We start from the raw sequence: 23,297 nt of genomic DNA on the forward strand, positions 1-23,297 counted from the left end.
GAAAGCCATACCCGACATCCCTGGGTGATTCGAAGCCTAAGGCCGACGACCCCAAACACCCTTCAAGAAAGGTAAGGCTAATCGATGACTCAATTCACGGTCCCAGGCCTGTCCGACAAGGCGGGCAGCGAGGTCGCCGAGCTGCTGCAGAAGGCGCTCAGCCGCTACAACGACTTGCACTTGACGTTGAAGCACGTGCACTGGAATGTGGTCGGCCCGAACTTCATCGGCGTGCACGAGATGATCGATCCGCAGGTCGAATTGGTGCGCGGCTACGCCGACGAGGTCGCCGAGCGGATCGCCACCCTGGGCAAGTCCCCGCTGGGCACACCCGGCGCGATCATCAACGACCGCACGTGGGACGACTACTCCGTCGAGCGGGACACCGTGCAGGCACACCTGGCCGCCCTCGATCTGGTCTACACCGGCGTCATCGAGGACACCCGCAAGTCCATCGACCGGCTTGAGGACTTGGACCTGGTGTCCCAGGACCTCCTCATCTCGCACGCGGGCGAGCTGGAGAAGTTCCAGTGGTTCGTCCGGGCGCACCTGGAGAACTCGGGCGGTCAGCTGGCCAACGAGGGCGCCAAGACCGAGAAGGCCGCGGCGAGCCGCGCCAAGAAGAAGGCGCCGGTCAAGTAGCGCCTCAAGCGCCTCGCTGTTTGAGATCCTCGGGCATCCGATCGCGAAGGCTGTCGTAGATCGGCGGCGATCCAACGAGATTGGCGACGAGCACCGCCGCGGCGGTCGCGACCATCATCGGGATGAGCACCTCCGTGGTGGCCGTCATCTCGGTGACAAGCACCATCGCCGTCACCGGCGCACGCACGGTGGCCCCGAAGAAGGCCGCCATGCCGACCAAGGCCATCGGTACCGCCAATTGGGTTGCGTCATCCGGCCATACGGCCTCGAAGCACGCGGTGAACAGCAGTCCCCACAGTGCGCCGACAGCTAGCAGTGGGGCGAACAGCCCGCCGGGGACCGCCGCCGAATACGACAGCGGGCCCGCGATGAAGCGCACGACCAGTAGGGCGATGACGACCGATATCACGATGTGCTCGCCGCTCAGGATCTGCTGGGTGAGGTCGTCGCCGCCGCCCACCGATTTTGGGTAGACGAACATCGCCGCGCCGATGATGCCGCCGATGACGGCCGCCTTGGCCAGTGTGGGGATGCGGCGGATCGCGGCGATGTGGTCGAGGAACCACAGCACGAGCCCGTTGTACGCGGCACCGATGATCCCTGTGAGCACCCCGAACACGAGGAACAGTGGCAGCCACCCCAGCGCCGGAGTTCCGATCGGTTCGACGTCGAAGTCGGCGTGGTTGCCGAGCACAACACGGGAACAGGCCACCGCCGTTGCAGCCGAAAAGACGGCTGCCAGAACGGTTTTCATTCGGAAAGACTTGGTGACCTCTTCCAGGGTGAAGAGGGCGCCGCCGATCGGCGCGTTGAACGCCACCGCCAGGCCAGCGCCGCCCAGCGCGGTCTGCATCATGCGGACTTCGGGATCGGGTAGCCGCGCCCGCCTGGCTGTCTCGGCGCCGATCGCCGCGCCCATGTGCACCGTCGGCCCTTCGCGGCCCAGCACGAGACCCGACCCCATGGACAGCACGCCGCCGACGAACTTCGCCGGAAGCAACCGAATCAGCGGCGGCCGAGCCTCGCCGAGGAACACCGCTTCGACGTGTTGGATGCCGCTGCCTGCGGCCAGCGGTTCCCACCGCACGATCAGTCCCGCGAGTGTCGCACCGGCCGCGGCGACGGCGATGGGGACCAGCCAGCCGGGGCCGGGCAGGCTGTGCGCCCAGTCGACGAGATGGCCGCGGAGGCGGTCCGCGGTGTCCAGGCACCAGCGGAAGGCGCCGCCGGCGAACCCGATGAATACGCCCGCGACGACCGCCGTGACACAGATTTGCAGCGAACCCCGCATCGAATCGTCGAACTGATCGCGATCTGCCACCGTTCTCCTTCGCCGCCGGACGACCGGGATCTCTAGTTTTGCAGATCCGCGCCAGTGTCACCCGCCGTCAAGGTGATGCGACCACTACCCGTATATACCCCCCGAGGGTATAGTGGCCCGCATGACCGAAGTCGAGCATTCGGGGCACGCGGGTCACGCCGAGCACCAGGACCACGGTTCTCACGGCGACCACGGGGGCCACGGCGCTCACGGCGGGCATGGCGGCCACGGCGACCACGTCGCGCAGTTCCGCAAGCTGTTCTGGGTGATGGTCGCCTTCGCCATCCCGACGGTGGCATGCTCGGCGATGTTCGCGATGATCATCGGCTACGCCGTGCCGGAGTTCCCTGGGGCGCGGTGGGTCTCGCCAGTACTGGGCACCGTGATGTACTTCTGGGGCGGCCGCCCGTTCCTGACCGGTGCGATCAGCGAAATCCGTTCCCGCACACCGGGAATGATGCTGCTGATCGGGCTCGCCATCACCGTCGCGTTCGTCTCCTCGTGGGGCGCGAGCATCGGCGTGCTCGACCACCAGCTCGACTTCTGGTGGGAACTGGCGCTGCTGATCGTCATCATGCTGCTCGGCCATTGGATCGAGATGCGCTCGCTGGCGCAGACCAGTTCGGCGCTGGACTCACTGGCGGCGCTGCTGCCCGACGAAGCCGAGCGCGTGGACGGCGACGAGGTCACCATCGTCGATCCATCGGCTCTGCGCGTCGGCGACGTCGTGATCGTGCGCCCCGGCGGAAGCGTGCCCGCCGACGGCGAGATCGTCGACGGCTCCGCCGACATCAACGAATCGATGGTCACCGGCGAGTCGCGGCCGGTGCGCCGCGGCGTCGGCGAGCACGTCGTCGCGGGCACCGTCGCCACCGACTCCGGCCTGCGGGTCAAGGTCACCGCCATCGGCGACGACACCACGTTGGCAGGCATTCAGCGGCTGGTGACCGAGGCGCAGAACTCGTCGTCACGGGCGCAGCGGCTGGCCGACACCGCGGCGGGCTGGCTGTTCTGGTTCGCGCTGGGCGCCGCGATCATCACCGCGGTGGTCTGGGGGATGCTGGGCCTGCCGGACGAGGCCGTCATCCGCACCATCACCGTGTTGGTCATCGCCTGCCCGCACGCGCTGGGCCTGGCGATCCCGCTCGTGGTCTCAATCGCGACCGAACGCGCGGCCCGCGGCGGCGTGTTGGTCAAGGATCGGCTGGCGCTGGAAAGCATGCGCACGGTGCGTGCCGTGCTGTTCGACAAGACGGGCACGCTGACCAAGGGTGAGCCGAGCGTCACGGACGTGGTTGTCGTCGACGGGTGGGATCGGGACGACGCGCTGCGGCTGGCGGCCGCCGCGGAGTCGGATTCCGAACACCCGCTGGCCAACGCGATCGTCGACGCGGCGCGCGCCAATTCGCTGAAAGTGCCTGCCGCGTCGGACTTTTCGTCGTCACCGGCGGTCGGTGTCACGGCGATGGTCGACGGCCGTCAGGTGCGTGTCGGCGGCCCGAGGCTGCTGGGGGAAACCAATCAGTCGGAACTGGCGGCGGTGCGCAGCTGGCACGAAGAGGGCGCGATCGTCTTGCACGTTCTGGTCGACGGCGCGGTCGTCGCGGCACTCAAATTGGCCGACGAGGTGCGGCCGGAGTCCCGCCAGGCCGTCGACGCGCTGCACCGGCTCGGGCTGACGGTTGTGATGATCACCGGAGACGCCGAACCGGTGGCCCGCGCTGTGGCCGACGATCTGGGCATCGACCGGGTGTTCGCGGGTGTGCGTCCGGAGGACAAGGCAGGCAAGGTCGCCGAACTGCAGGCCGAAGGACTGAAAGTGGCGATGGTGGGTGACGGTGTCAACGACGCACCCGCCCTGGCGCAGGCCGACGTCGGCATCGCCATCGGCGCGGGCACCGACGTGGCGATCGCATCGGCAGGCGTCATCCTGGCCAGCTCGGACCCGCGCTCGGTGCTCTCCGTCATCACGCTGTCGAAGGCGGCCTACCGCAAGATGCAGCAGAACCTCTGGTGGGCAGCCGGATACAACCTGATCTCGGTGCCGCTGGCGGCCGGCGTGCTGGCCCCGATCGGATTCGTGATGCCGATGTCGGTCGGTGCGCTGCTGATGTCGGCGTCGACGGTGGTCGTCGCGCTCAATGCGCAACTGCTGAGAAAATTGGACCTGCGGCCCGAGCGCAGCGTCGAGTAGTCGTCTAGTAGTCGAGGCCGCGCAGCGCTGCGCCCAATTGTTCGGCGACGGCCTCATGCGTGCGGACGAGGTCCATCTCGCGAGCGACCTGGGCTCGCAACGCCGTCAGGATGGCCAGTTCCGTCGCGGGCGAGTCCGGCAGATCCTCGAGCGCATCCGACGCCGACGAGACCACGCCGAGCGCCGACTGGGAAGCCGACTTCGCCGCAGCCACCGCCTCGGCGGCATCCTGCAGGTGCTGACCGAGATCGGACTCGACACCGGACAGGTGATCGAGCGCATCGCGGATGCCCTGCGCGAAATCGGCGTACTGGGCGAGCGCGTCGCCCGTCATCGATGCGGCCTGCTCCTGCCCCGACCGGATGGTGTCGGTGGCGTCGGTCAGGTGTCCTGCGGCCGATGCGGCCGCGTCGGGGTTCGGGGCGCCGAACAATCCGTCGGCCCGGGAAAGCACGTCACCGACGTTGCGAAGCAGATCCGGCAGTGGCACGCGATCCAGTATCAGCCATCGAGGGAGGCGATGAGACGGTTGAGTACTTCCGCGTCCGCCTCGCCCGCGGCTTCACCGGCCTCGACAGCGTTGACCAGCTCCACGGGCAGGCCGGCGGCGATGGCGGTCTCGTCGGCCGACAGGTTGGCCCGGCGCCGCGCGACGTAGAGCCGCTGGCCCAGCGTCGCCCCCGGCGTGGCGGCGGCGCGGAACATCAGGTCGTCGTAGCAGCGCCGCACGGTGCGCAGCGCCAGCACCACGTCGGGCGTGCCACGGCTGCGCTGGGCGGCACGGGCCACCACGGTCTCGAGCTTGCGCAGGTCGGCGAGGATCACCGTGACCCGAGCCGGGAACGCTGGATCGTGGTCGGGCGGCAGCGACTCGATCGCGGCGCCGAACGTCTTCATCGCCACGTCGACGGCGTCGACGATCAGCGACGCCGACCCGTCGTCGGCGGGCGGCTCCGGCGCGGCACCGGGAATCGGACCGCCATACCGTATCGTCGCTATGGTTCCGGCGGGCCACTGAAGGACCTCCTCCAGCTTGGCCCTCGTCCGCTCCCTCGGCCAGCTGCGCCCCTTCTCGAACGCGATCAGCGCGCCGGCGTTGATGATCTTGTACTTCGCGAGATTTCGTTGCTTGATGTCCAATTCGCGGCGGCGGGCGGCGACAGCGGCACCCGCGCGGGCAATGCCAGGATCGCCGGCCACCTCGTCCACCCGCCCAGTGTAGCCAGCCCGACGGCTCCGACAGCGCCGACAACACCGAAGCGGGAAAACCATAACAACTGTTGCACTGCTACGGAAAGAACGCTACGGTTTGCAGCACCGCCGTCGAGCGAGAGGAAGTGGTCATGACCGTCATGATCGAAATGCCCGTTCTGGCCGACCAGATCGGCGCCTGCACACAAGACCCGGACCGGTGGATGACCGCGACCGACGCGCAGACGAAAGCGGTGTGCCGGGCCTGCCCCCGTCGCTGGCTGTGCGCGAAGGAGGCGTGCGAGATGCCCAACGCCCAGGGCCTGTGGGCGGGCATCCACATTCCCGAAGGCGGCCGCGGCCGCACATTCGCGCTCAAGCAGCTGCGGTCGCTGGCCGAGCGCGGCGGCTACCAGGTGCACCGCTGAGAAGTTTCGCCGCCCGCCCGCTCTACGAGGGGGGAGCGGGCCGGCGGGCGGATCGCCCGTCTCTAAGAATCTGACTAAGCTTTCTAGCAAAGGTGAGTGGATCGGCTAAGGGCACGTCACTAGGCATGGTTTGTTGTCATAGCAACAATTGCTCCCGATTCTGACCGATGCGACGCTCGTCACGTTCCTGCCCGCCGCCTTCAGCCGCCAGCCGAAACCCAAAGGCGCACAACAATATCGCCCGTATCATTGAGCGCGGGTGGGCCAGCGTGACCGCGCTGACATACCGGCCTAGTTAGGTTCGACTAAGTTGGCATGTCAAGCGGGGTTTGTCATATCGTTTTCCCCACTTGTGCCGAGTGGGGCAGGGGTCGTCGTTCAGTGCTGCACGCGGGCACCGCCACCGCCACGACAGGTCGACGCCGTCGACGGTGGCCAACAGAGTTTCTAGTAAACGTTGAAGGGCTAGGTGGGAATGACGCCCAGTCGTAGGGGTGGGGCTCGCTCCCCGCACTCGCAGGGGTCCAATCGCTCCTCGCGTGCGCAGGGGTTCAATCGCTCCTCGCGTGCGCAGGGGTTCAATCGCTCCTCGCGTGCGCAGGGGTCCGATCGCTCCTCGCGTGCGCAGGGTCTCTACAACCCCGTGTTCGAGCACGACGCGTGTGGCGTTGCCATGGTCGCCGACATGCACGGCCGCCGAAGCCGCGACATCGTCGACAAGGCGATCACCGCGCTGTTGAACCTCGAGCACCGCGGGGCCCAGGGCGCCGAACCGCACACCGGTGACGGCGCGGGCATCCTGCTGCAGGTCCCCGACGGGTTCCTGCGCGCGGTCGTCGACTTCGACCTGCCCGAGCCCGGCAGCTACGCCACGGGCATCGCCTTCCTGCCGCAGTCGTCGAAGGATGCCGCCGCGGCGTGCGAGGCCGTCGAGAAGATCGCCGAGGCCGAGGGGCTGGAGGTGCTCGGCTGGCGCGAGGTGCCCACCGACGAATCCTCACTCGGTGCGCTGGCCCGCGACGCCATGCCGACCTTCCGCCAGGTGTTCATCGGCGGCGCCTCGGGGATGGATCTCGAGCGGCTGGCCTACGTGGTGCGCAAGCGCGCCGAACACGAACTCGGCACCAAGGGTCCGGGACAGGACGGCCCGGGCCGCGAAACCGTTTATTTCCCAAGTCTTTCCAGTCAGACCTTTGTCTACAAGGGCATGCTGACCACGCCGCAGCTGAAGGCCTTCTATCTCGATCTGCAGGATGATCGGCTGACCAGCGCGCTGGGCATCGTGCACTCCCGGTTCTCGACGAACACGTTCCCGTCATGGCCGCTGGCTCATCCGTTCCGGCGGATCGCGCACAACGGCGAGATCAACACCGTCACCGGCAACGAGAACTGGATGCGCGCCCGCGAGGCGCTGATCAAGACCGACCTGTTCGGCGGCCGCAACCTCGAGAAGGTGACGCCGATCTGCACCCCCGGCGCTTCGGACACCGCGCGCTTCGACGAGGTGCTGGAACTGTTGCATCTCGGCGGGCGCAGCCTGCCGCACGCCGTGCTGATGATGATTCCCGAGGCGTGGGAACGCCACGAGTCGATGGATCCCGCCCGTCGGGCCTTCTACCAGTACCACGCGTCGCTGATGGAGCCGTGGGACGGCCCGGCCTCGATGACCTTCACCGACGGCACCGTGATCGGTGCGGTGCTCGACCGCAACGGCCTTCGCCCGTCGCGCATCTGGGTGACCAAGGACGGCCTGGTCGTGATGGCGTCGGAGGCCGGAGTGCTGGACCTGGACCCGTCGACGGTCGTCAAGAAGATGCGCCTGCAGCCGGGCCGCATGTTCCTCGTCGACACGTCCAAGGGCCGCATCGTCGACGACGAAGAGATCAAGGCCGAACTGGCCGCCGAGCACCCGTACCAGGAGTGGCTCGACGCCGGTTTGTTCCACCTCGACGAGCTGCCTCCCGGCGACTACGTCCGCATGCCGCATCACCGAGTCGTGTTGCGCCAGCAGGTGTTCGGCTACACCTACGAGGAACTCAACCTGTTGGTGGCGCCGATGGCGCGCACCGGTGTCGAGCCGATCGGGTCGATGGGCACCGACACCCCGGTCGCGGTGCTCTCGCAGCGGCCGCGGATGCTCTACGACTACTTCCACCAGCTCTTCGCGCAGGTGACCAACCCGCCGCTGGACGCCATCCGCGAAGAGTGCGTGACCAGCCTGCAGGGCACGGTCGGCCCGGAGGGTGACCTGCTCAACCCGAACGCAGACTCCTGTCGGCAGATCGTGTTGCCGCAGCCGATCCTGCGCAACGCCGAACTGTCGAAGCTGATCTGCGTCGACCCCGACCACGAGATCCGCGGCCACAAGCACGGCATGCGCGCCGCGGTGATCCGCTGCCTGTATCCGGTCAAGCGCGGCGGGCAGGGCCTCAGGGAGGCGCTCGACAAGATCCGTGCCCAGGTGTCGGAGGCCATCCGCGACGGCGCGCGCATCATCGTGCTGTCCGACCGCGAGTCCGACGAGTCGATGGCGCCGATCCCGTCGCTGCTGAGCGTTTCGGCGGTGCACCACCACCTGGTCCGCGACCGCACCCGCACCATGGTCGGCCTGGTGGTGGAGACCGGCGACGCCCGCGAGGTGCACCACATGGCCTGCCTGGTCGGCTTCGGCGCCGCTGCCATCAACCCGTACATGGCGTTCGAGTCGATTGAGGACATGGTCGACCGCGGCGTGATCACCGGCATCAGCAGCGACCAGGCCAAGGCGAACTACGTCAAGGCCGCCGGCAAGGGCGTGCTGAAAGTGATGTCCAAGATGGGCATCTCGACGCTGGCGTCCTACACCGGCGCGCAACTGTTCCAGGCCATCGGCATCAGCCAGCAGGTGCTCGACGAGTACTTCACCGGCCTGACCTGTCCGGTCGGCGGCATCGACCTCGACGACATCGCCGACGACGTCGCCAAGCGGCACTCGCTGGCCTTCCTGGACCGGCCGAACGAGTGGGCACATCGCGAGTTGGAGGTGGGCGGCGAGTACCAGTGGCGCCGCGAAGGCGAGTACCACCTGTTCAACCCGGACACGGTGTTCAAGCTGCAGCACTCCACCCGCACCGGGCAGTACTCGATCTTCAAGGAGTACACCAAGCTGGTCGACGACCAGAGCGAGCGGATGGCGTCGCTGCGCGGGCTTCTGAAGTTCAAGGAAGGCGTGCGCCCGCCGGTGCCGATCGAGGAGGTCGAGCCGGCCAGCGAGATCGTCAAGCGCTTCTCCACCGGAGCGATGAGCTACGGCTCGATCTCGGCCGAGGCGCACGAGACATTGGCCATCGCGATGAACCGCCTTGGCGGACGGTCGAATTCGGGTGAAGGCGGCGAAGCCGTGAGCCGGTTCGACCGCGACGAGAACGGTGACTGGCGTCGCAGCGCGATCAAGCAGGTGGCGTCCGGCCGGTTCGGCGTGACCAGCCACTACCTGACAAACTGCACCGACATCCAGATCAAGATGGCCCAGGGTGCGAAACCCGGTGAGGGCGGCCAGCTTCCGGGTAACAAGGTCTACCCGTGGGTGGCCGAGGTGCGGCACTCGACGCCCGGCGTCGGGCTGATCTCGCCGCCCCCGCACCACGACATCTATTCGATCGAGGATCTCGCGCAGCTGATCCACGACCTGAAGAACGCCAACCCGCAGGCCCGTGTGCACGTCAAGCTGGTGAGCGAGAACGGCGTCGGCACCGTGGCCGCGGGCGTGTCGAAGGCGCACGCCGACGTGGTGCTCATCTCGGGCCACGACGGCGGCACCGGCGCGACGCCGCTGACGTCGATGAAGCACGCGGGCGCGCCGTGGGAGCTCGGACTGGCCGAAACCCAGCAGACGTTGCTGCTCAACGGGTTACGCGACCGCATCGTCGTTCAGGTCGACGGCCAGCTGAAGACCGGCCGCGACGTGGTGATCGCCGCGCTGCTCGGCGCCGAGGAGTTCGGCTTCGCGACGGCGCCGCTGGTGGTTTCGGGCTGCGTCATGATGCGGGTGTGTCACCTCGACACCTGCCCGGTCGGCGTCGCGACCCAGAACCCGGTGCTGCGGCAGCGGTTCGCGGGCAAGCCGGAGTTCGTCGAGAACTTCTTCATGTTCATCGCCGAGGAAGTGCGGGAACTGATGGCGCAGTTGGGCTTCCGCACCGTCAACGAGATGGTCGGACAGGTCGGCGTGCTGGACACCGCCAAGGCCGCCGAGCACTGGAAGGCCTACAAGCTGGACCTGACACCGGTGCTGCACGAGCCGGAGTCGGCGTTCATGAACCAGGACCTGTACTGCAGTTCGCGACAGGACCACGGCCTCGACAAGGCGCTCGATCAGCAGCTCATCGTGATGTGCCGGGAGGCGCTCGACTCCGGCACGCCGGTGCGCTTCTCCACGACGATCGCCAACACCAACCGCACGGTCGGCACCATGCTCGGCCACGAGCTGACGAAAGCCTATGGCGGGCAGGGGCTTCCCGACGGCACGATCGACATCACGTTCGACGGGTCCGCGGGCAACAGCTTCGGCGCGTTCGTCCCGAAGGGCATCACCCTGCGGGTGTACGGCGATGCCAACGACTACGTCGGCAAGGGCCTGTCAGGCGGACGGATCGTCGTGCGGCCGTCGGACAACGCGCCGGAAGACTACGTCGCCGAGGAGAACATCATCGCGGGCAACGTCATCCTGTTCGGCGCGACCAGCGGCCAGGTGTTCCTGCGCGGCGTTGTCGGTGAGCGCTTCGCGGTACGCAACTCGGGCGCGCACGCGGTCGTCGAAGGCGTCGGCGACCACGGTTGCGAGTACATGACCGGCGGCAAGGTCATCATCCTCGGCCGGGTCGGCCGCAACTTCGCGGCGGGCATGTCGGGCGGCGTGGCCTACATCTACAACGTCGACGGCACGTTCGAGCAGAACCTGAATGCCGAGATGGTCGATCTCGACGAGATGGACGAGGCCGACATCGAATACCTGCGCGGCATGATCACCGCACATGTCGACGCCACGGATTCGGCCGTGGGACAGCGGATTTTGAACGACTGGGACAACGAGCTCAAGCGGTTCGTCAAGGTCATGCCGCGCGACTTCAAGCGTGTGCTCAAGGCCATCGCCCAGGCCGAGGAGACCGGCGAGGACGTGAACACAGCGATCATGGCGGCTGCCAATGGCTGACCCCAAGGGCTTTCTCAAGTACACACGGCGCGAGACCCCGCAACGGCGGCCGGTCCCGCTGCGGTTGCTCGACTGGAAAGAGGTCTACGAAGACTTCTCCCACGACACGCTGCGCGAGCAGGCGACCCGCTGCATGGATTGCGGTATCCCGTTCTGCCACAACGGCTGTCCGCTGGGCAATCTCATCCCGGAGTGGAACGACCTGGTCCGAAACGGCCGCTGGCGCGACGCGATCGAGCGGTTGCACGCGACCAACAACTTCCCGGAGTTCACCGGCCGGCTGTGCCCCGCGCCCTGCGAGGGCTCCTGCGTGCTCGGCATCAACCAGGATCCCGTGACGATCAAGCAGATCGAGGTCGAGATCATCGACAAGGCCTTCGACGAAGGCTTCGTCGTGCCGCTGCCGCCGGAGAAGAAGACGGGCAAGACCGTCGCCGTCGTCGGCTCCGGCCCCGCCGGGCTGGCCGCGGCGCAACAGTTGACCCGGGCCGGCCATACCGTGACGGTGTTCGAGCGCGACGACCGGATCGGCGGCCTGCTGCGCTACGGCATCCCCGAATTCAAGATGGAGAAGCGCCACATCGACCGCCGTCTGGCGCAGATGGAGGCCGAGGGCACGCAGTTCCGCGTCAACGTCAACGTCGGCGTCGACATCACCGCCGACGAGTTGCGCAGGCAGTTCGACGCGGTGGTGCTGGCCGGCGGGGCGACCGCGTGGCGTGATCTGCCGATCCCGGGCCGCGAACTGGACGGCATCCACCAGGCGATGGAGTTCCTGCCCTGGGCCAACCGCGTCCAGCAGGGCGACCCGGTCACCGACGCCGAGGGCCTGCCGCCGATCCACGCAAAGGGCAAGAAGGTCATCATCATCGGCGGCGGCGACACCGGCGCGGACTGCCTTGGCACCGTGCACCGCCAGGGCGCCGCGAGCGTGCACCAGTTCGAGATCATGCCGCGGCCGCCGGACACGCGCGCCGACTCCACGCCGTGGCCGGTCTATCCGCTGATGTTCCGCGTCTCGTCTGCCCACGAGGAGGGTGGCGAGCGGGTGTACTCGGTCAACACCGAGGAGTTCCTCGGCCGCGACGGCAAGGTCACCGGCCTGCGCGGACACGAGGTCAAGATGGTCGACGGCAAGTTCCAGAAGGTCGAGGGCACCGACTTCGAGATGGAAGCCGATCTGGTGCTGCTGGCGATGGGCTTCGTCGGCCCGCAGCGCGAAGGCCTGCTGACCGACCTCGGCGTCGAGATCAACGAGCGCGGCAACGTCGCACGGGATGCGAACTTCGCGTCGTCGGTGCCGGGCGTCTTTGTCGCGGGCGACATGGGCCGCGGCCAGTCACTGATCGTGTGGGCGATCGCCGAGGGCCGCGCCGCCGCCGCGGGCGTCGACCGCTACCTGATGGGCAAGACCGTTCTGCCCGCGCCGATCAAGCCGACCGCGGTTCCCCAGCGCTGACCCTAGGAGCGCTGGACGGGGTCGTCTGGGAGCGTCGTGTGCGCACCGTCGCGTAACGATGTGGTTCCTGCTGCAAACCTCATCTGTCACATCTGTCTCATTAAAATCATATGATTTTTATACGGCGCGCCTAGTTTTGTTTGCCGGATAAGCGGTATCTAATGACTTCATGAGGACGCTGCGGTAACGTAGGGTCTCGGTTCAGCAATTGCTATACCGCAGGAGTGATCGACGTGTACCTCAATCCACTGTCCCGCTCTCGGGTGAGTCGAATTGCCTGGTCCCTACTACTTCATCCGCTCAAGAGCCGTCAGTACCCGGCTCAGGCCGAGCGTCTGATTACCCGTGACGAGCTACTCCGCTACGGTTTCTAGCAACTTTTCGACCGCGCCGGTTACGACATCACGTCGCGCTGTGACCGTTTCTTTGCCGAGCTGTTATACATCCGTTATCGTCGGTTAGCTTTGCTAGACGAACGCGTGCGTTGACTCGCGCGTGCCCCGTGCGCCGAACGTGAAGCCTCTGCGAGTTTGCGCGCGAATCTCCGCAATTTCTTCACGTTGGAGGCGAGGGCGCGAGGTTAGTTCCTCGTCAGCAGACCCGAATCCCTGATGGCCTCGGCCAACGGCTCGAGCACCGCGGGCGTGTGCGGCGGGGGCAGATAGACGATCGCGAGGTCCAGCCCCTCGTTGCCCAGCCCCGCGGCCTCGTCGATCACCTTGCCGTAGTCCAGGTCCGGCTCCAGGCGCACGTGCGACGACAGCGTGATCTCCTTCGGGTCGCGGCCGATGTCGGCGCAGCGCGCGGCCAGCACGTCACGCTTGCGGGCGAACTCCTCGGGCGTCCCACCGGCGAAGTTCCAGTGGTCGGCGTAGCGCGCGGTCAGCGGCAGTGTGCGCTTCTCCCCGCTGCCGCCGATGCAGATCGGCGGGTGGGGCTGTTGTGGGCCCTTCGGCTCGTTACGCGCGTCCTTGAGTTGGTAGTACTTGCCGTCGAAGGTGGTCGATTCCTTGGTCAGCAGGCTGATGAGCACCTCGCACGCCTCCTCGAAGCGGTCGAAGCGCTCCTTGATGGAGCCGAGTTCGATGCCGTAGGCGCCGGACTCCTCCTCGTTCCAGCCCGCGCCGATGCCGAGCTCGAGCCTGCCGTCGGAGATGATGTCAAGCGCAGCAGCCATATTCGCGAGGACGGCCGGATGGCGGTAGTGAATGCCGGTGACCAGCACGCCGACCCGAAGACGCTTGGTGGCCTGGGCGAGCGCCGTCAGCGTCGTCCAACCCTCCAGACACGGGCCGGTGGGGTCGGAGAAGATCGGGTAGAAGTGGTCGAACGTCCAGCCGGACTCGAAGATGTCGATATTGTCGGCCGCCTGCCAAACGGCAAGCAAGTCACGCCAGGCGGTGTTCTGCGGGGAAGTCTTGAAAGCGAATCGCACTGAACTGATCGTAGTCGCGCTTTTCTGGTCGCGCGCTGTGAGCGAGGGCTACTCGGCTTCGCCGTATTCGCCGAACCAGTAGGCGAGCTTGCCGCGGCGGCTCACCGCGCGCAGCCGGCGTTCGGCGGCCGCGCGGGTCTTCGGCGTGGTGACGATGAGCAGTTCGTCGCCTACGGCCAGACGCGTGTCGGGTTGGGGCACGAAGGTGTTGCCGTCGCGGATGATCAGCGTGATGACGGTGGGTTCGGGCAGCCGCAGTTCGAGCACCGTGACTCCGTGCAGCCGCGACGGCGGATGCACCGTCATCGTCAGCAGCTCGGCTTCCAGCACGTCGAGCGGTGCCGCCTCTACCTGGATCTCGCGGGTGGCCTCGCGGGGGATCAACCCCAACCAGTGCGCCAGCGGTTTCAAGCTGGGGCCCTGGATCAGCGTGTACACCACCACCAGGATGAACACGATGTTCAGCAGCCGCACGCTGTCGGGAACTCCCTCGACGATCGGAAACGTGGCCAGCACGATCGGCACCGCGCCGCGCAGGCCGGCCCACGACAGGAAGACCTGTTCTCGCAACGGAACGCGGAAGCCGGCGAGCGCGACCACCACTGCCACCGGGCGCGCGACAAGCAGCAACACCAAACCGACCACGATGGCGGCCAATAGATCTCCGCCGAGGTCGCTGGGATCGACCAGCAGACCGAGCAGGACGAACAACCCGATCTGCGCGAGCCATGCCAGACCCTCGGCGAACGATCTGGTCGCCGATCGGTGCGGAAGCCCGGTGTTGGCCAACACCACCGAGGACAGGTAAGCGGCCAGGAAGCCGCTGGCGTGTGCACTGCCAGCCGCGGCGAACGCCACCATGCCAAGGCCGAAGGTCGCAAGCGGATACAATCCGGAGGCGGGAAGGGCGATGTGCCGCAACGCCATTGAGCCCAGAAAACCACAACCCAGTCCGATCACCGCGCCGGCGCCGAGCTCGTAGACCAGTTCAGCGACGAGATGAAACGGCGACAACTCCAGCGGCGTCGCGGAGAACAACAAGACGAGGATGACTGCCGGTGCGTCGTTGAAACCCGACTCGGCCTCCAGCAGGCCCGCGACGCGCCTCGGAAGAGGCACGACACGCAAGACCGAGAACACCGCGGCCGCGTCGGTGGACGACACGATCGCGCCGAGCAACAGGGACAGCTGCCAGTCCAGCCCGAGCAGCAGATGCGCCCCGGCGGCCGTGACCAGCATGGTGACCGCCACCCCGACGGTGGCGAGCATTGCCGCGGGCGCCAACACCTTTCGGATGTCGGCGAACCGCGTCGTCAGACCGCCCTCGACCAGGATGACCGCCAGGGCCACCGTGCCGAGGTGATCGGCGAGCAAGTAGTTCTCGAAGTTCAGACCCAGCCCGTCTTCGCCGACCAGCACACCGATGCCGAGGAACAGCAGCAGGCTCGGCAGGCCCACTCGGCTCGTCGCGCGCGTAGCGACGATGCTCGCCAGCATCACCAGGCCGCCGGCGAGCAGTACTAGATACAGCTGCTGCAGGGTCATTTCACACCGCAGTTAACCAGTACGGCCGCGCATGGGTCACTATGACCTTGTGTTGCGAATCAGGAGGCGGCCACAGGAGGAGGCTCCGAGCCCCGCCGATGAGCACCCGACGATGCGCATCGGCATCGCCGGCGCCGGGGCCATCGGCCGGTCCGTCGCCCTTGAACTGCTCGCCTACGGGCACAAGGTCTTATTGATCGAGCAGAACGTTCGGCACTACGAACCACACACGGTGCCCGGCGCCGACTGGCTGTTGGCCGACGCCTGCGAGTTGACCTCGCTGGAAGAGGCCGGGCTGCAGCTGTGCGACGTGGTGATCGCAGCCACCGGCGACGACAAGGTGAACCTCGCGGCCTCGCTGCTGGCCAAGACGGAGTTCGGTGTGCCACGGGTGGTGGCGCGGGTTAACGACGCGCGCAACGAGTGGTTGTTCAACGAGGCATGGGGCGTCGACCTGGCGGTGTCGGCGCCACGCGCGCTGGTGGCCGCGATCGAGGGCGCTATCGACATCGGGCACATGGTGCGGCTGATGGAGTTGCGCCAGGGCCAGGTCAGCCTGGCCAAACTGCGACTGCCCGAAGACGATCCGATGGTCGGCAAGCGGGTGCGTGACCTCACGATGGCGGAGAACACCGCGCTGGCCATCATCGTGCGCGAGGGCGGGGTGCTGCTGCCCAAGCCCGACGACGTGCTCGAGGCCAACGACGAGATGCTGTTCTTCGTCGGCGGCGGAGTCGAGGACCAGGTGCGGGCGCTCGTCAACGGCGCGACGAAGCCGCTGCCGAACCGATGAATCACCGATGAGTTCGCGTGGTAGCGCCGGTCAGTACTTGCATGATTGAACTGACCCCAGCCTGTCAGCGCACAGCGGACGTGCTCGCCTGCGTCAAAGACGACCAACTCGGCCTGTCCACACCGTGCGAAAGAATGCCTCTGGACGCGTTGATCGCGCACATCGGCGGTCTCTGTCTGGCCTTCGAGGCCGCCGCGGGCAAGGAGTTCGGCCCGCTGACCGACACCCCGCCCGCCGACGATGCCGCAATCGACGCGGACTGGCGCACCGCCTACCCACAGCGGCTGGCCGCGCTCGCCCTCGCGTGGAAGAACCCCGCCGCATGGGCGGGCATGACCCGCGCGGGTGGCGTCGAACTGCCCGCCGAGGTGATGGGCAACGTCGCGCTGGCCGAGGTCGTCATCCACGGCTGGGATGTCGCCCGTGTGATCGGCGAGCCCTACGACGTGGACGCGGCGACGCTGCAGGCCTGCCTGGCTTACCTCGCACAGTTCGACCCCGCAGGCACCCAAGGGATGTTCGGACCTGCGGTGCCGATCGCCGACGACGCGCCTGCACTCGACCGGGTCGTCGCCCTGAGCGGACGGGACCCGGCTTGGCGGGTGCCGTAAGCGGGCACACTGGAGTCATGGACCCCGTCGTCGCGCTGCGCCAGATTGCGTACTACAAGGACCGGGCACGCGAGGAACCGCGGCGGGTGATGGCCTACCGCAAGGCCGCCGACATCGTTGAAGCGCTCAGCGACGCCGAGCGTGAACGCCATGGCGCCGCGAACAGCTGGCAGACGCTGCCGGGCATCGGACCGAAGACGGCGAAGGTGATCGCGCAGGCGTGGGCCGGTCGCGAGCCCGACGCCCTCGTCGAATTGCGTTCGAACGTCCAGGATCTCGGCGGCGGTGACGTGCGGGCGGCGTTGCGGGGCGATCTGCATGTGCACTCCAACTGGTCGGACGGGTCCGCGCCGATCGAGGAAATGATGCTGGCCGCAAAGGATTTGGGCCACGAGTACTGCGCGCTGACCGATCACTCGCCGCGGCTGACGATCGCCAACGGGCTGTCGCCGGAGCGGCTGCGGCGCCAGCTCGACGTGATCGACGAGCTCCGCGAGAAGGTGGCGCCGATGCGGATCCTGACCGGCATCGAGGTCGACATCCTCGAGGACGGCTCGCTGGACCAGGACCCCGAGCTTCTCGAGCGGCTCGATGTCGTCGTGGCCAGCGTGCACTCCAAGCTGGCGATGGATGCGCCCGCGATGACACGACGGATGATCAAGGCGGTGGAGAACCCGCACACCGACGTCCTCGGCCACTGCACGGGCCGACTCGTGACGGGTGGGCGGGGCATGCGACCGGAGTCGAAGTTCGACGCCGAGAAGGTGTTCACCGCATGCCGCGACAACGGCACCGCGGTGGAGATCAACTCGCGACCCGAGCGGCGCGACCCGCCGACGCGGCTGCTGAACCTGGCGCTGGAGATCGGCTGCGTGTTCTCGATCGACACCGACTCGCACGCCCCGGGCCAGCTGGACTTCCTCGGCTACGGCGCGCAGCGGGCGCTGGACGCCGAAGTGCCCGTCGACCGGATCGTCAACACATGGCCCGCCGACAAACTGCTGGAGTGGGCGGCGTCCTAGTCAGTCCTAGTCAGTCGGGCAGGTGCGGCATCTCGAGGCCAGGATCGCGCCCGACGAGCACGCCGCGGGTGATCGCCGAATTGCCGTAGCGCTTGCGCACCTTGTCGACGGCGTCGTCGAGCGCAACGGTGTCGGCGTGTTCCTCGTAGGGCAGCTCCAGCTGCTGCGCCCCGTCGCGGTCGATGTTGGACACCGCGAAACCGATCAGCGTCAGCCCGCGCTCGGCGATCAGCGGAGCGGCGGCCGCGACGAGATCGCGTGCGGCGGCGAGGATCACGTCGGTCGACGCGGTGGCCCTGGCCATGGTGTGCGACCGGGTGGCGCGGCCGAAGTCGTCAAACCTCAACCGCAGCACCACCGTTCGCGCCGTGCGTCCGGCGTTGCGCATGCGGCGGGTGATGCGGTCGATCAGGTTGACCACGACGGCGTCGATCTCGGCCGCCGACATCGTGTTGCCGCGGCGGCCGAGCGCGCGTTGCGCACCGACCGAGTGGCGGCGCACGCCGGTGACCACGCGGCGGCGATCGATGTTGCGGGACAACGCGAACAACCGGCACCCCATCGCGTGACCGACGAGTGAGCACAGTGTCGACTCGCTGAGTTCGGCCACGTCGGCGACGGTCTCGATGCCGTAGGTGTGCAGCTTCTCGGCGGTCTTGGCGCCGACACCCCAGAGCCGGCGTACCGGCAGCGGATGCAGGAACGCCAGTTCACGGTCGGGCGGCACGAGCAGCAGGCCGTCGGGCTTGGCCTCCTGGCTGGCGACCTTGGCGAGGAATTTGGTGCGGGCGATGCCGACGGTGATGGGCAGGCCGACGCGGTCGCGCACCTGGGCGCGTAGCCGCGCGGCGATCTCGACGGGCGTGCCCGCGATGCGGCGCAGCCCGGCAACGTCGAGGAAGGCCTCGTCCACCGACAGTGGTTCGACCAGCGGTGTGGTGTCGCGGAACACCTCGAAGACCGCGTCGCTTGCCTCGGAGTAGGCCGACATGCGCGGCGGCACGACCAACGCGTGCGGGCACAGCTGCCGGGCCTGGCGCCCGCCCATCGCAGTGCGCACGCCGTAGGCCTTGGCCTCATAGCTCGCCGCGAGCACGACGCCGCCGCCGACGATGACCGGCCTGCCGCGCAGCGCGGGATCGTCGCGCTGCTCGACCGAGGCATAGAACGAGTCGAGGTCGGCGTGCAGGATCGTGGCGTCCGCCGTCGGCGCCGTTGATGCAACCCGGACCACGAACGTATGTTCGCATCAGGGTCCGACGCGGGACCAGGCTTTAGGGCGCTGTGCCGTAGATTGCGTTCAACCAGATGTGCACCAGGTTGTCGAGCACGCGCTCGTCGGCCAGAGCCGGCTTCTGACCGGCGAAGGCGGCGGTCATCACGGCCTCGTTGAGCAGATTCAACGACGTGGCCAGTTCGCGCGCCGGGATGTGGTCGGGCGCCTCCCCGCGGGCCCGCACCGCCTCGATCACCTCGGTGGTCTGGTCGATGTTGGTCTGCATGAACTCCGCCCACTTTTTGCGGGCTTCGGAGTTGGTGTATTTGGCCACCGACCAGGGCGCGGCCAGCGCCTGGTGCGAGTGGAATGTCGAGTAGTACACGCCGATGGCGGCCCGCCAGAACTCGGCACGATCGTTGGGCGGATTCGCCACCAGGGCCTCGCGGGCTGCATCCGCCTCGGCCATGACCCGGTCCATCAGGGTGAGCAGGACGGCATCCTTGGACGGGAAATAGAAGTAGAACGTCGGCCGGGAGATTCCCGCCCCTTTGGCCAGGTCATCGACGGAGATGTCGGCCAGCGGGCGTTGCGCGAGCAGCCGCTCTGCGGTCGCCAGAATCGCCAGCTCACGGTCGTCGCCGGAGGGGCGGGCAGCCCGGCGGCCCCGGGCTAAGCGGGGGTGGCTGGCGGTCGTCACAGCAGAAACTTTACACGGTGTCGAATTTGTCGACACACTGTTGACTTATTCGACACCGCGTTGATAGCTTTACATCATGACCGAATTTGTCGACGTGATCATCGTCGGAGCCGGCATCTCCGGCATCAGCGCCGCGTGGCACCTGCAGCAGCGGTGTCCCGACAAGAGCTACGTCATCCTCGAGCGCCGGGACAACCTCGGCGGCACCTGGGACCTGTTCAAGTACCCGGGCCTGCGCTCCGACTCCGACATGTACACGCTCGGCTTCCGTTTCAAGCCCTATCTGTCCGAGCAGGCCATCGCCGAAGGCCCATCGATCCTGAACTACCTGAAGGAGGCGGCGGCCGAGAACGGCATCGACAAGCACATGCGGTTCGGCCAGAACGTGGTCGCCGCCGACTGGTCCGACGCCGACAATCGGTGGACTCTGCGGGTGGAAGCCGACGGGCAGCAGCGCGAGATCGCCTGCTCGTTTGTGATCGGCTGCACCGGCTACTACAACTACGACGAGGGCTACCTGCCCGAGTTCGCCGGGGCCGACGACTTCGAAGGCCAGATCGTGCACCCGCAGCACTGGCCCGAGGATCTCGACTACCAGGGCAAGAAGATCGTCGTCATCGGCAGCGGCGCCACCGCCGTCACCCTGATCCCCGCGCTGATCGCGTCCGGCTCCGGGCATGTGACGATGCTGCAGCGCTCGCCGACCTACATCGCAGCGATGCCGGACAAGGACCCGTTCGTGGCCAAGGTCAGCAAGGTGCTGCCGGAGAAGGCGGCCTATGCGGCGACGCGCTGGAAGGCGATCATCCAGGCCACGGTGCAGTACCAGATCGCCAGGAAGTTCCCCAACTTCTTCAAGAACGCTCTGCGCAAGATGGGCGAGCGCAGGCTGCCAGAAGACTTCGACTGGGACAAACACTTCACGCCGACCTACAAGCCGTGGGACCAGCGAGTGTGCCTGGCGCCCAACGGCGACCTGTTCAAGGCCATCCGCAAAGGCAAGGCCGACGTGGTCACCGACACCATCGACCGGTTCACCACCACGGGCATCAAGCTGACGTCAGGCGAAGAGCTCCACGCCGACATCATCGTCACCGCAACCGGTTTGAACATGCAACTGCTTGGCGGGCTGGAACCGACCAAGAACGGCGAGCCGATCGACCTGCCGTCGTTGATGACCTACAAGGGCTGCATGTTCTCGGGCATCCCGAACTTCGTGATGACGTTCGGCTACACCAACGCCTCGTGGACGCTGAAGGCCGACCTGGTCTCCGAGTTCACCTGCCGGCTGCTGAACTACATGGACGACAACGGGTTTGACCGTGTCGAGCCGCAGCATCCCGGCGATGCGGTGGACGAGATGCCGTTCATGGACTTCTCACCGGGCTACTTCAAGCGCGCCGAGCATCTGTTGCCGAAGTCGGGTTCGCGCGCACCGTGGCGGCTCAAGCAGAACTACCTCTTCGACATGCGGATGATCCGCTACGGCAAGGTCGACGAAGAGTCGCTGCATTTCACCAAACACCGTGCGCCCGTGGCGGCTTCGGTCTGACGGAGATCTAGCCGTAGGGGCTCCTCGTGCTCCCGTCTACCCGCGAAACGGAATCCTCGCAGCGGAAGTGCGAGAAGACGCCTGCGTAGGTTCCGTCTCGCGGGGGAGGTGCGCTGGGACCCACGCTCAGTCCGGGGCGACGACGACGATCCCGTCGTCGTCGCTGTAGGCGATGTGCCCCGGCACGAACACCACGCCCCCGAAGTCGACGGCGACGTCGCGCTGCCCCTCGCCGGTCTTGCCGCTCTTACGAGGGTTGGTGCCCAACGCCTTGATACCGATGTCGAGGGTGCGCAACGCCGCGGAGTCCCGTACCGCGCCGTTGATGATCAGCCCCGCCCAGCCGTTGTCGACGCCGAGGCCCGCGATGAGGTCGCCGACGAGTGCGGTGTGCAGGGATCCGTCGCCGTCGACGACCAGCACCGCGCCGTTACCGGGTTCGGACAGAACCGATTTCAGCAGCGTGTTGTCCTCGAAGCACTTGACGGTGGTGATCGGTCCGGCGAACTGCGATCGGCCGCCGAACTGGCGCAGTTGCAGATCGCAGCTGCGCACGTCGGCGCCGATCTCGTCGACAAGGTCAGCCGTGGGACGCGGTTGAATGCTCACCCGTCGATGCTAGCCACCACGATGTCGTGCACGTACTGCGCCAGGCCCGGTTCGGCGTCGTCGTAGTAGCGGGTGAACCGTTCGTCGGCGAGGTACATCTCGACCAGGCACCGGTGCATCTCGTCGCTGCAGTCGTAGTACCGCTCGATCGATGCGCGGTGCCTGGCGGCCAACTCGTTGGCGCGCTCCGAGCCGGGTGTGACGCCGGCGCGCTTGGCCTCGGCGAGTGCGTCGAGCAAGGCGTCATTCTCGGCCTTGATCCGGATCCAGTCCTCTTTGGTGAAGCTGGCTGCCCGCTGTTGCGACTGCTTCCAGGCGTCGGTGTCGCCCCACCGTTGCTCGGCTTCTGCGGCGTACTCCTCGCTGAAGGCGGTGGTGCCGAAGATCTCCACCTGCTCCTCAGCCGTCAGCTGAATTCCCTTGCGGTGCGCGGACATTAGTTCCTCCACTGCCCTGATGGTGTCTTGAAGCCGGTCAACCTGCTCGGACAGCAGCGCATGCTGTCGCTGTAGGTGGGCGACCACATCGGCGTCCGGGTCGTCGAGCAGCGTGCGAATCTCGTCGAGTGGCATCCCGACCGACCGGTACACCAGTACGAGGTGCAGCCGCTCGATGTCGGCGTCGGTGTAGCCGCGGTATCCGGCAGGCGTGCGAACGCTCGGCACCACCAGGCCGATGTGGTCGTAGTGGTGCAGGGTGCGAACGGAGACCCCCGTCAGGGCGGCTACCGCACCAACCGTTTTGGCGTCCATGAAGCCACTATCAACCCTGACGCCGCGTGAGGGTCAAGTTGTTAGTCGGTGTTTCCGCGGCGGCTGGCGATGATGACCAACAGAATCGCGAGCACACCCGCAGCGATCGCCGCAGCGATCGGCAGCCGCGACTGCGGGGGGCCGACCAACGGAACGCTCGGCGGCGCCGTCACCGGGTTACCCGCTGCGGCCACCGTCGACTTCGCTTGTGCGGCAGTCTGTTTGGCCTCGGTGACGAGATCGCGGTCGCCGTCTACCGCTTTCGCGGCCGCCTTCTTTGCGGGCGGTTTCTTGGCCGCGGCCTTCTTGGCGGAAGCTTTCTTCGCGGCGGCCTTCTTCGCCGGCGCCGCCTTCTTGGCGGCCTTCGCAGGGGTCTTCTTGGGGGTCTTGGCCGGAGCCTTCTTCGCGGCCTTGGCTTTCTTGGCAGCCGCCTTCTTGGCGGGCGGCTTGTCGCCCGTCGGCTCGGTGGGTTTTTCGGGTGACGGTTCAGCAGCCGGGGCAGGTGCAGGAGCGGCATCCGAAGCGGGGGTGGGTGTCTCCGGCTTCGGCGGTATCTGCGCAGGCGCTGGCACGTCAGGCTTTTCGTCGGCGCGATCCTGCGGGTCGGCCATCGGGCTGCTCCTTTGCAGTGTCTCG

The 23,297-nt window shown here is 67.2% G+C and carries 18 protein-coding genes and 1 pseudogene; 9 read left to right on the forward strand and 10 right to left on the reverse strand.

Features of this window, described 5'->3' with window-relative positions; translation table 11 throughout:
- Positions 1 to 84 precede the first annotated feature (84 nt).
- Complete coding sequence (locus tag CQY20_RS22985; protein ID WP_097942393.1) at positions 85 to 642, forward strand: Dps family protein; 558 nt, start codon at positions 85 to 87, stop codon at positions 640 to 642.
- Positions 643 to 646: 4 nt separating this feature from the next.
- On the opposite strand, the gene CQY20_RS22990 is transcribed toward CQY20_RS22985, so the two are convergent.
- A complete protein-coding gene (locus tag CQY20_RS22990; RefSeq protein ID WP_097942426.1) occupies positions 647 to 1,933 on the reverse strand; it encodes a H(+)/Cl(-) exchange transporter ClcA in 1,287 nt (428 codons plus the stop codon).
- A gap of 151 nt (positions 1,934 to 2,084) precedes the next feature.
- On the opposite strand from CQY20_RS22990, the gene CQY20_RS22995 reads away from it, so the two are divergent.
- A complete protein-coding gene (locus tag CQY20_RS22995; protein ID WP_097942427.1) occupies positions 2,085 to 4,157 on the forward strand; it encodes a heavy metal translocating P-type ATPase in 2,073 nt (690 codons plus the stop codon).
- 4 nt (positions 4,158 to 4,161) lie between these two features.
- Here CQY20_RS22995 and CQY20_RS23000 read toward each other — a convergent pair whose 3' ends face one another.
- Together CQY20_RS23000 and CQY20_RS23005 are read right to left on the reverse strand one after the other, a co-directional pair.
- Positions 4,162 to 4,647, reverse strand: a complete 486-nt coding sequence (locus CQY20_RS23000; protein WP_097942394.1) for a hypothetical protein — start codon at positions 4,645 to 4,647, stop codon at positions 4,162 to 4,164.
- Between the two features lie 11 nt (positions 4,648 to 4,658).
- Positions 4,659 to 5,366 (reverse strand): transcriptional regulator, encoded by a 708-nt coding sequence (locus CQY20_RS23005; RefSeq protein ID WP_097942395.1) that lies wholly within the window; start codon positions 5,364 to 5,366, stop codon positions 4,659 to 4,661.
- Positions 5,367 to 5,509: 143 nt separating this feature from the next.
- Between CQY20_RS23005 and CQY20_RS23010 the strand changes: the two genes are divergently transcribed.
- The 3 genes and pseudogenes from CQY20_RS23010 (at position 5,510) to CQY20_RS23025 (ending at position 12,426) form a co-directional block, all read left to right on the forward strand.
- The gene (locus CQY20_RS23010; protein ID WP_371871117.1) at positions 5,510 to 5,776 is read left to right on the forward strand and encodes a WhiB family transcriptional regulator; all 267 of its coding nucleotides are present in this window, start codon (positions 5,510 to 5,512) and stop codon (positions 5,774 to 5,776) included.
- A 625-nt stretch (positions 5,777 to 6,401) separates the two neighbouring features.
- Positions 6,402 to 10,967: pseudogene (gltB, locus tag CQY20_RS23020) on the forward strand (glutamate synthase large subunit); the annotation flags it as partial.
- Positions 10,960 to 12,426 (forward strand): glutamate synthase subunit beta, encoded by a 1,467-nt coding sequence (locus tag CQY20_RS23025; protein ID WP_097942398.1) that lies wholly within the window; start codon positions 10,960 to 10,962, stop codon positions 12,424 to 12,426. The pseudogene gltB and the gene CQY20_RS23025, both read left to right, overlap by 8 nt.
- Positions 12,427 to 13,006: 580 nt before the next feature.
- On the opposite strand, the gene CQY20_RS23035 is transcribed toward CQY20_RS23025, so the two are convergent.
- Both CQY20_RS23035 and CQY20_RS23040 read right to left on the reverse strand, forming a co-directional pair.
- A complete protein-coding gene (locus CQY20_RS23035) occupies positions 13,007 to 13,861 on the reverse strand; it encodes an LLM class F420-dependent oxidoreductase (protein WP_097942399.1) in 855 nt (284 codons plus the stop codon).
- Positions 13,862 to 13,909: 48 nt separating this feature from the next.
- Positions 13,910 to 15,406 carry a potassium/proton antiporter gene (locus tag CQY20_RS23040; RefSeq protein ID WP_097942400.1) on the reverse strand — a complete coding sequence of 499 codons (1,497 nt, stop codon included), beginning with the start codon at positions 15,404 to 15,406 and terminating at the stop codon, positions 13,910 to 13,912.
- A 112-nt stretch (positions 15,407 to 15,518) separates the two neighbouring features.
- Between CQY20_RS23040 and CQY20_RS23045 the strand changes: the two genes are divergently transcribed.
- Genes CQY20_RS23045 through CQY20_RS23055 form a run of 3 tightly spaced genes read left to right on the forward strand, consistent with a single transcriptional unit; the run spans position 15,519 to position 17,832 of the window.
- The gene (locus CQY20_RS23045; protein WP_097942401.1) at positions 15,519 to 16,199 is read left to right on the forward strand and encodes a potassium channel family protein; all 681 of its coding nucleotides are present in this window, start codon (positions 15,519 to 15,521) and stop codon (positions 16,197 to 16,199) included.
- A gap of 41 nt (positions 16,200 to 16,240) precedes the next feature.
- Positions 16,241 to 16,810, forward strand: coding sequence for a TIGR03086 family metal-binding protein (locus tag CQY20_RS23050; RefSeq protein WP_097942402.1), 570 nt, complete (start codon positions 16,241 to 16,243; stop codon positions 16,808 to 16,810).
- Positions 16,811 to 16,827: 17 nt separating this feature from the next.
- On the forward strand, positions 16,828 to 17,832 hold the full coding sequence (locus CQY20_RS23055) for a PHP domain-containing protein (RefSeq protein WP_097942403.1): 1,005 nt from the start codon (positions 16,828 to 16,830) through the stop codon (positions 17,830 to 17,832).
- Positions 17,833 to 17,842: 10 nt separating this feature from the next.
- Here the strand turns inward: CQY20_RS23055 and dinB are convergent, their stop codons facing one another.
- Together dinB and CQY20_RS23065 are read right to left on the reverse strand one after the other, a co-directional pair.
- Positions 17,843 to 19,066 (reverse strand): DNA polymerase IV, encoded by a 1,224-nt coding sequence (gene dinB / locus CQY20_RS23060; protein WP_097942404.1) that lies wholly within the window; start codon positions 19,064 to 19,066, stop codon positions 17,843 to 17,845.
- A gap of 40 nt (positions 19,067 to 19,106) precedes the next feature.
- A complete protein-coding gene (locus tag CQY20_RS23065; RefSeq protein WP_097942405.1) occupies positions 19,107 to 19,748 on the reverse strand; it encodes a TetR/AcrR family transcriptional regulator in 642 nt (213 codons plus the stop codon).
- Positions 19,749 to 19,824: 76 nt separating this feature from the next.
- Here CQY20_RS23065 and CQY20_RS23070 point away from each other — a divergent pair, with 76 nt between their 5' ends.
- Entirely contained in the window at positions 19,825 to 21,300 is a 1,476-nt protein-coding gene (locus tag CQY20_RS23070) for a flavin-containing monooxygenase (RefSeq protein ID WP_097942406.1), read from the forward strand.
- Positions 21,301 to 21,426: 126 nt separating this feature from the next.
- Here CQY20_RS23070 and rraA read toward each other — a convergent pair whose 3' ends face one another.
- From rraA to CQY20_RS23085, 3 genes are read right to left on the reverse strand one after another with little or no spacing between them, the layout of a single operon-like run.
- Positions 21,427 to 21,909, reverse strand: a complete 483-nt coding sequence (rraA, locus tag CQY20_RS23075) for a ribonuclease E activity regulator RraA (RefSeq protein ID WP_097942407.1) — start codon at positions 21,907 to 21,909, stop codon at positions 21,427 to 21,429.
- Complete coding sequence (locus CQY20_RS23080) at positions 21,906 to 22,661, reverse strand: MerR family transcriptional regulator (protein WP_097942408.1); 756 nt, start codon at positions 22,659 to 22,661, stop codon at positions 21,906 to 21,908. Before CQY20_RS23080 ends, rraA begins: the two co-directional genes overlap by 4 nt.
- Before the next feature lie 41 nt (positions 22,662 to 22,702).
- A complete protein-coding gene (locus CQY20_RS23085; RefSeq protein ID WP_097942409.1) occupies positions 22,703 to 23,272 on the reverse strand; it encodes a hypothetical protein in 570 nt (189 codons plus the stop codon).
- Positions 23,273 to 23,297: the final 25 nt, after the last annotated feature.

It is taken from the genome of Mycolicibacterium agri (assembly GCF_002553505.1).
Taxonomy (GTDB): Bacteria; Actinomycetota; Actinomycetes; order Mycobacteriales; family Mycobacteriaceae; genus Mycobacterium; species Mycobacterium agri.

Excerpts from the sequence above, each read along its gene's own strand:
- CQY20_RS22985 (WP_097942393.1), top strand. The coding sequence starts at position 85 with ATGACTCAATTCACGGTCCCAGGCCTGTCCGACAAGGCGGGCAGCGAG.
- CQY20_RS22990 (WP_097942426.1), bottom strand. The coding sequence starts at position 1,933 with ATGCGGGGTTCGCTGCAAATCTGTGTCACGGCGGTCGTCGCGGGCGTA.
- CQY20_RS22995 (WP_097942427.1), top strand. The coding sequence starts at position 2,085 with ATGACCGAAGTCGAGCATTCGGGGCACGCGGGTCACGCCGAGCACCAG.
- CQY20_RS23010 (WP_371871117.1), top strand. The coding sequence starts at position 5,510 with ATGATCGAAATGCCCGTTCTGGCCGACCAGATCGGCGCCTGCACACAA.
- CQY20_RS23025 (WP_097942398.1), top strand. The coding sequence starts at position 10,960 with ATGGCTGACCCCAAGGGCTTTCTCAAGTACACACGGCGCGAGACCCCG.
- CQY20_RS23040 (WP_097942400.1), bottom strand. The coding sequence starts at position 15,406 with ATGACCCTGCAGCAGCTGTATCTAGTACTGCTCGCCGGCGGCCTGGTG.
- CQY20_RS23045 (WP_097942401.1), top strand. The coding sequence starts at position 15,519 with ATGCGCATCGGCATCGCCGGCGCCGGGGCCATCGGCCGGTCCGTCGCC.
- CQY20_RS23050 (WP_097942402.1), top strand. The coding sequence starts at position 16,241 with ATGATTGAACTGACCCCAGCCTGTCAGCGCACAGCGGACGTGCTCGCC.
- CQY20_RS23055 (WP_097942403.1), top strand. The coding sequence starts at position 16,828 with ATGGACCCCGTCGTCGCGCTGCGCCAGATTGCGTACTACAAGGACCGG.
- CQY20_RS23070 (WP_097942406.1), top strand. The coding sequence starts at position 19,825 with ATGACCGAATTTGTCGACGTGATCATCGTCGGAGCCGGCATCTCCGGC.
- CQY20_RS23080 (WP_097942408.1), bottom strand. The coding sequence starts at position 22,661 with ATGGACGCCAAAACGGTTGGTGCGGTAGCCGCCCTGACGGGGGTCTCC.
- CQY20_RS23085 (WP_097942409.1), bottom strand. The coding sequence starts at position 23,272 with ATGGCCGACCCGCAGGATCGCGCCGACGAAAAGCCTGACGTGCCAGCG.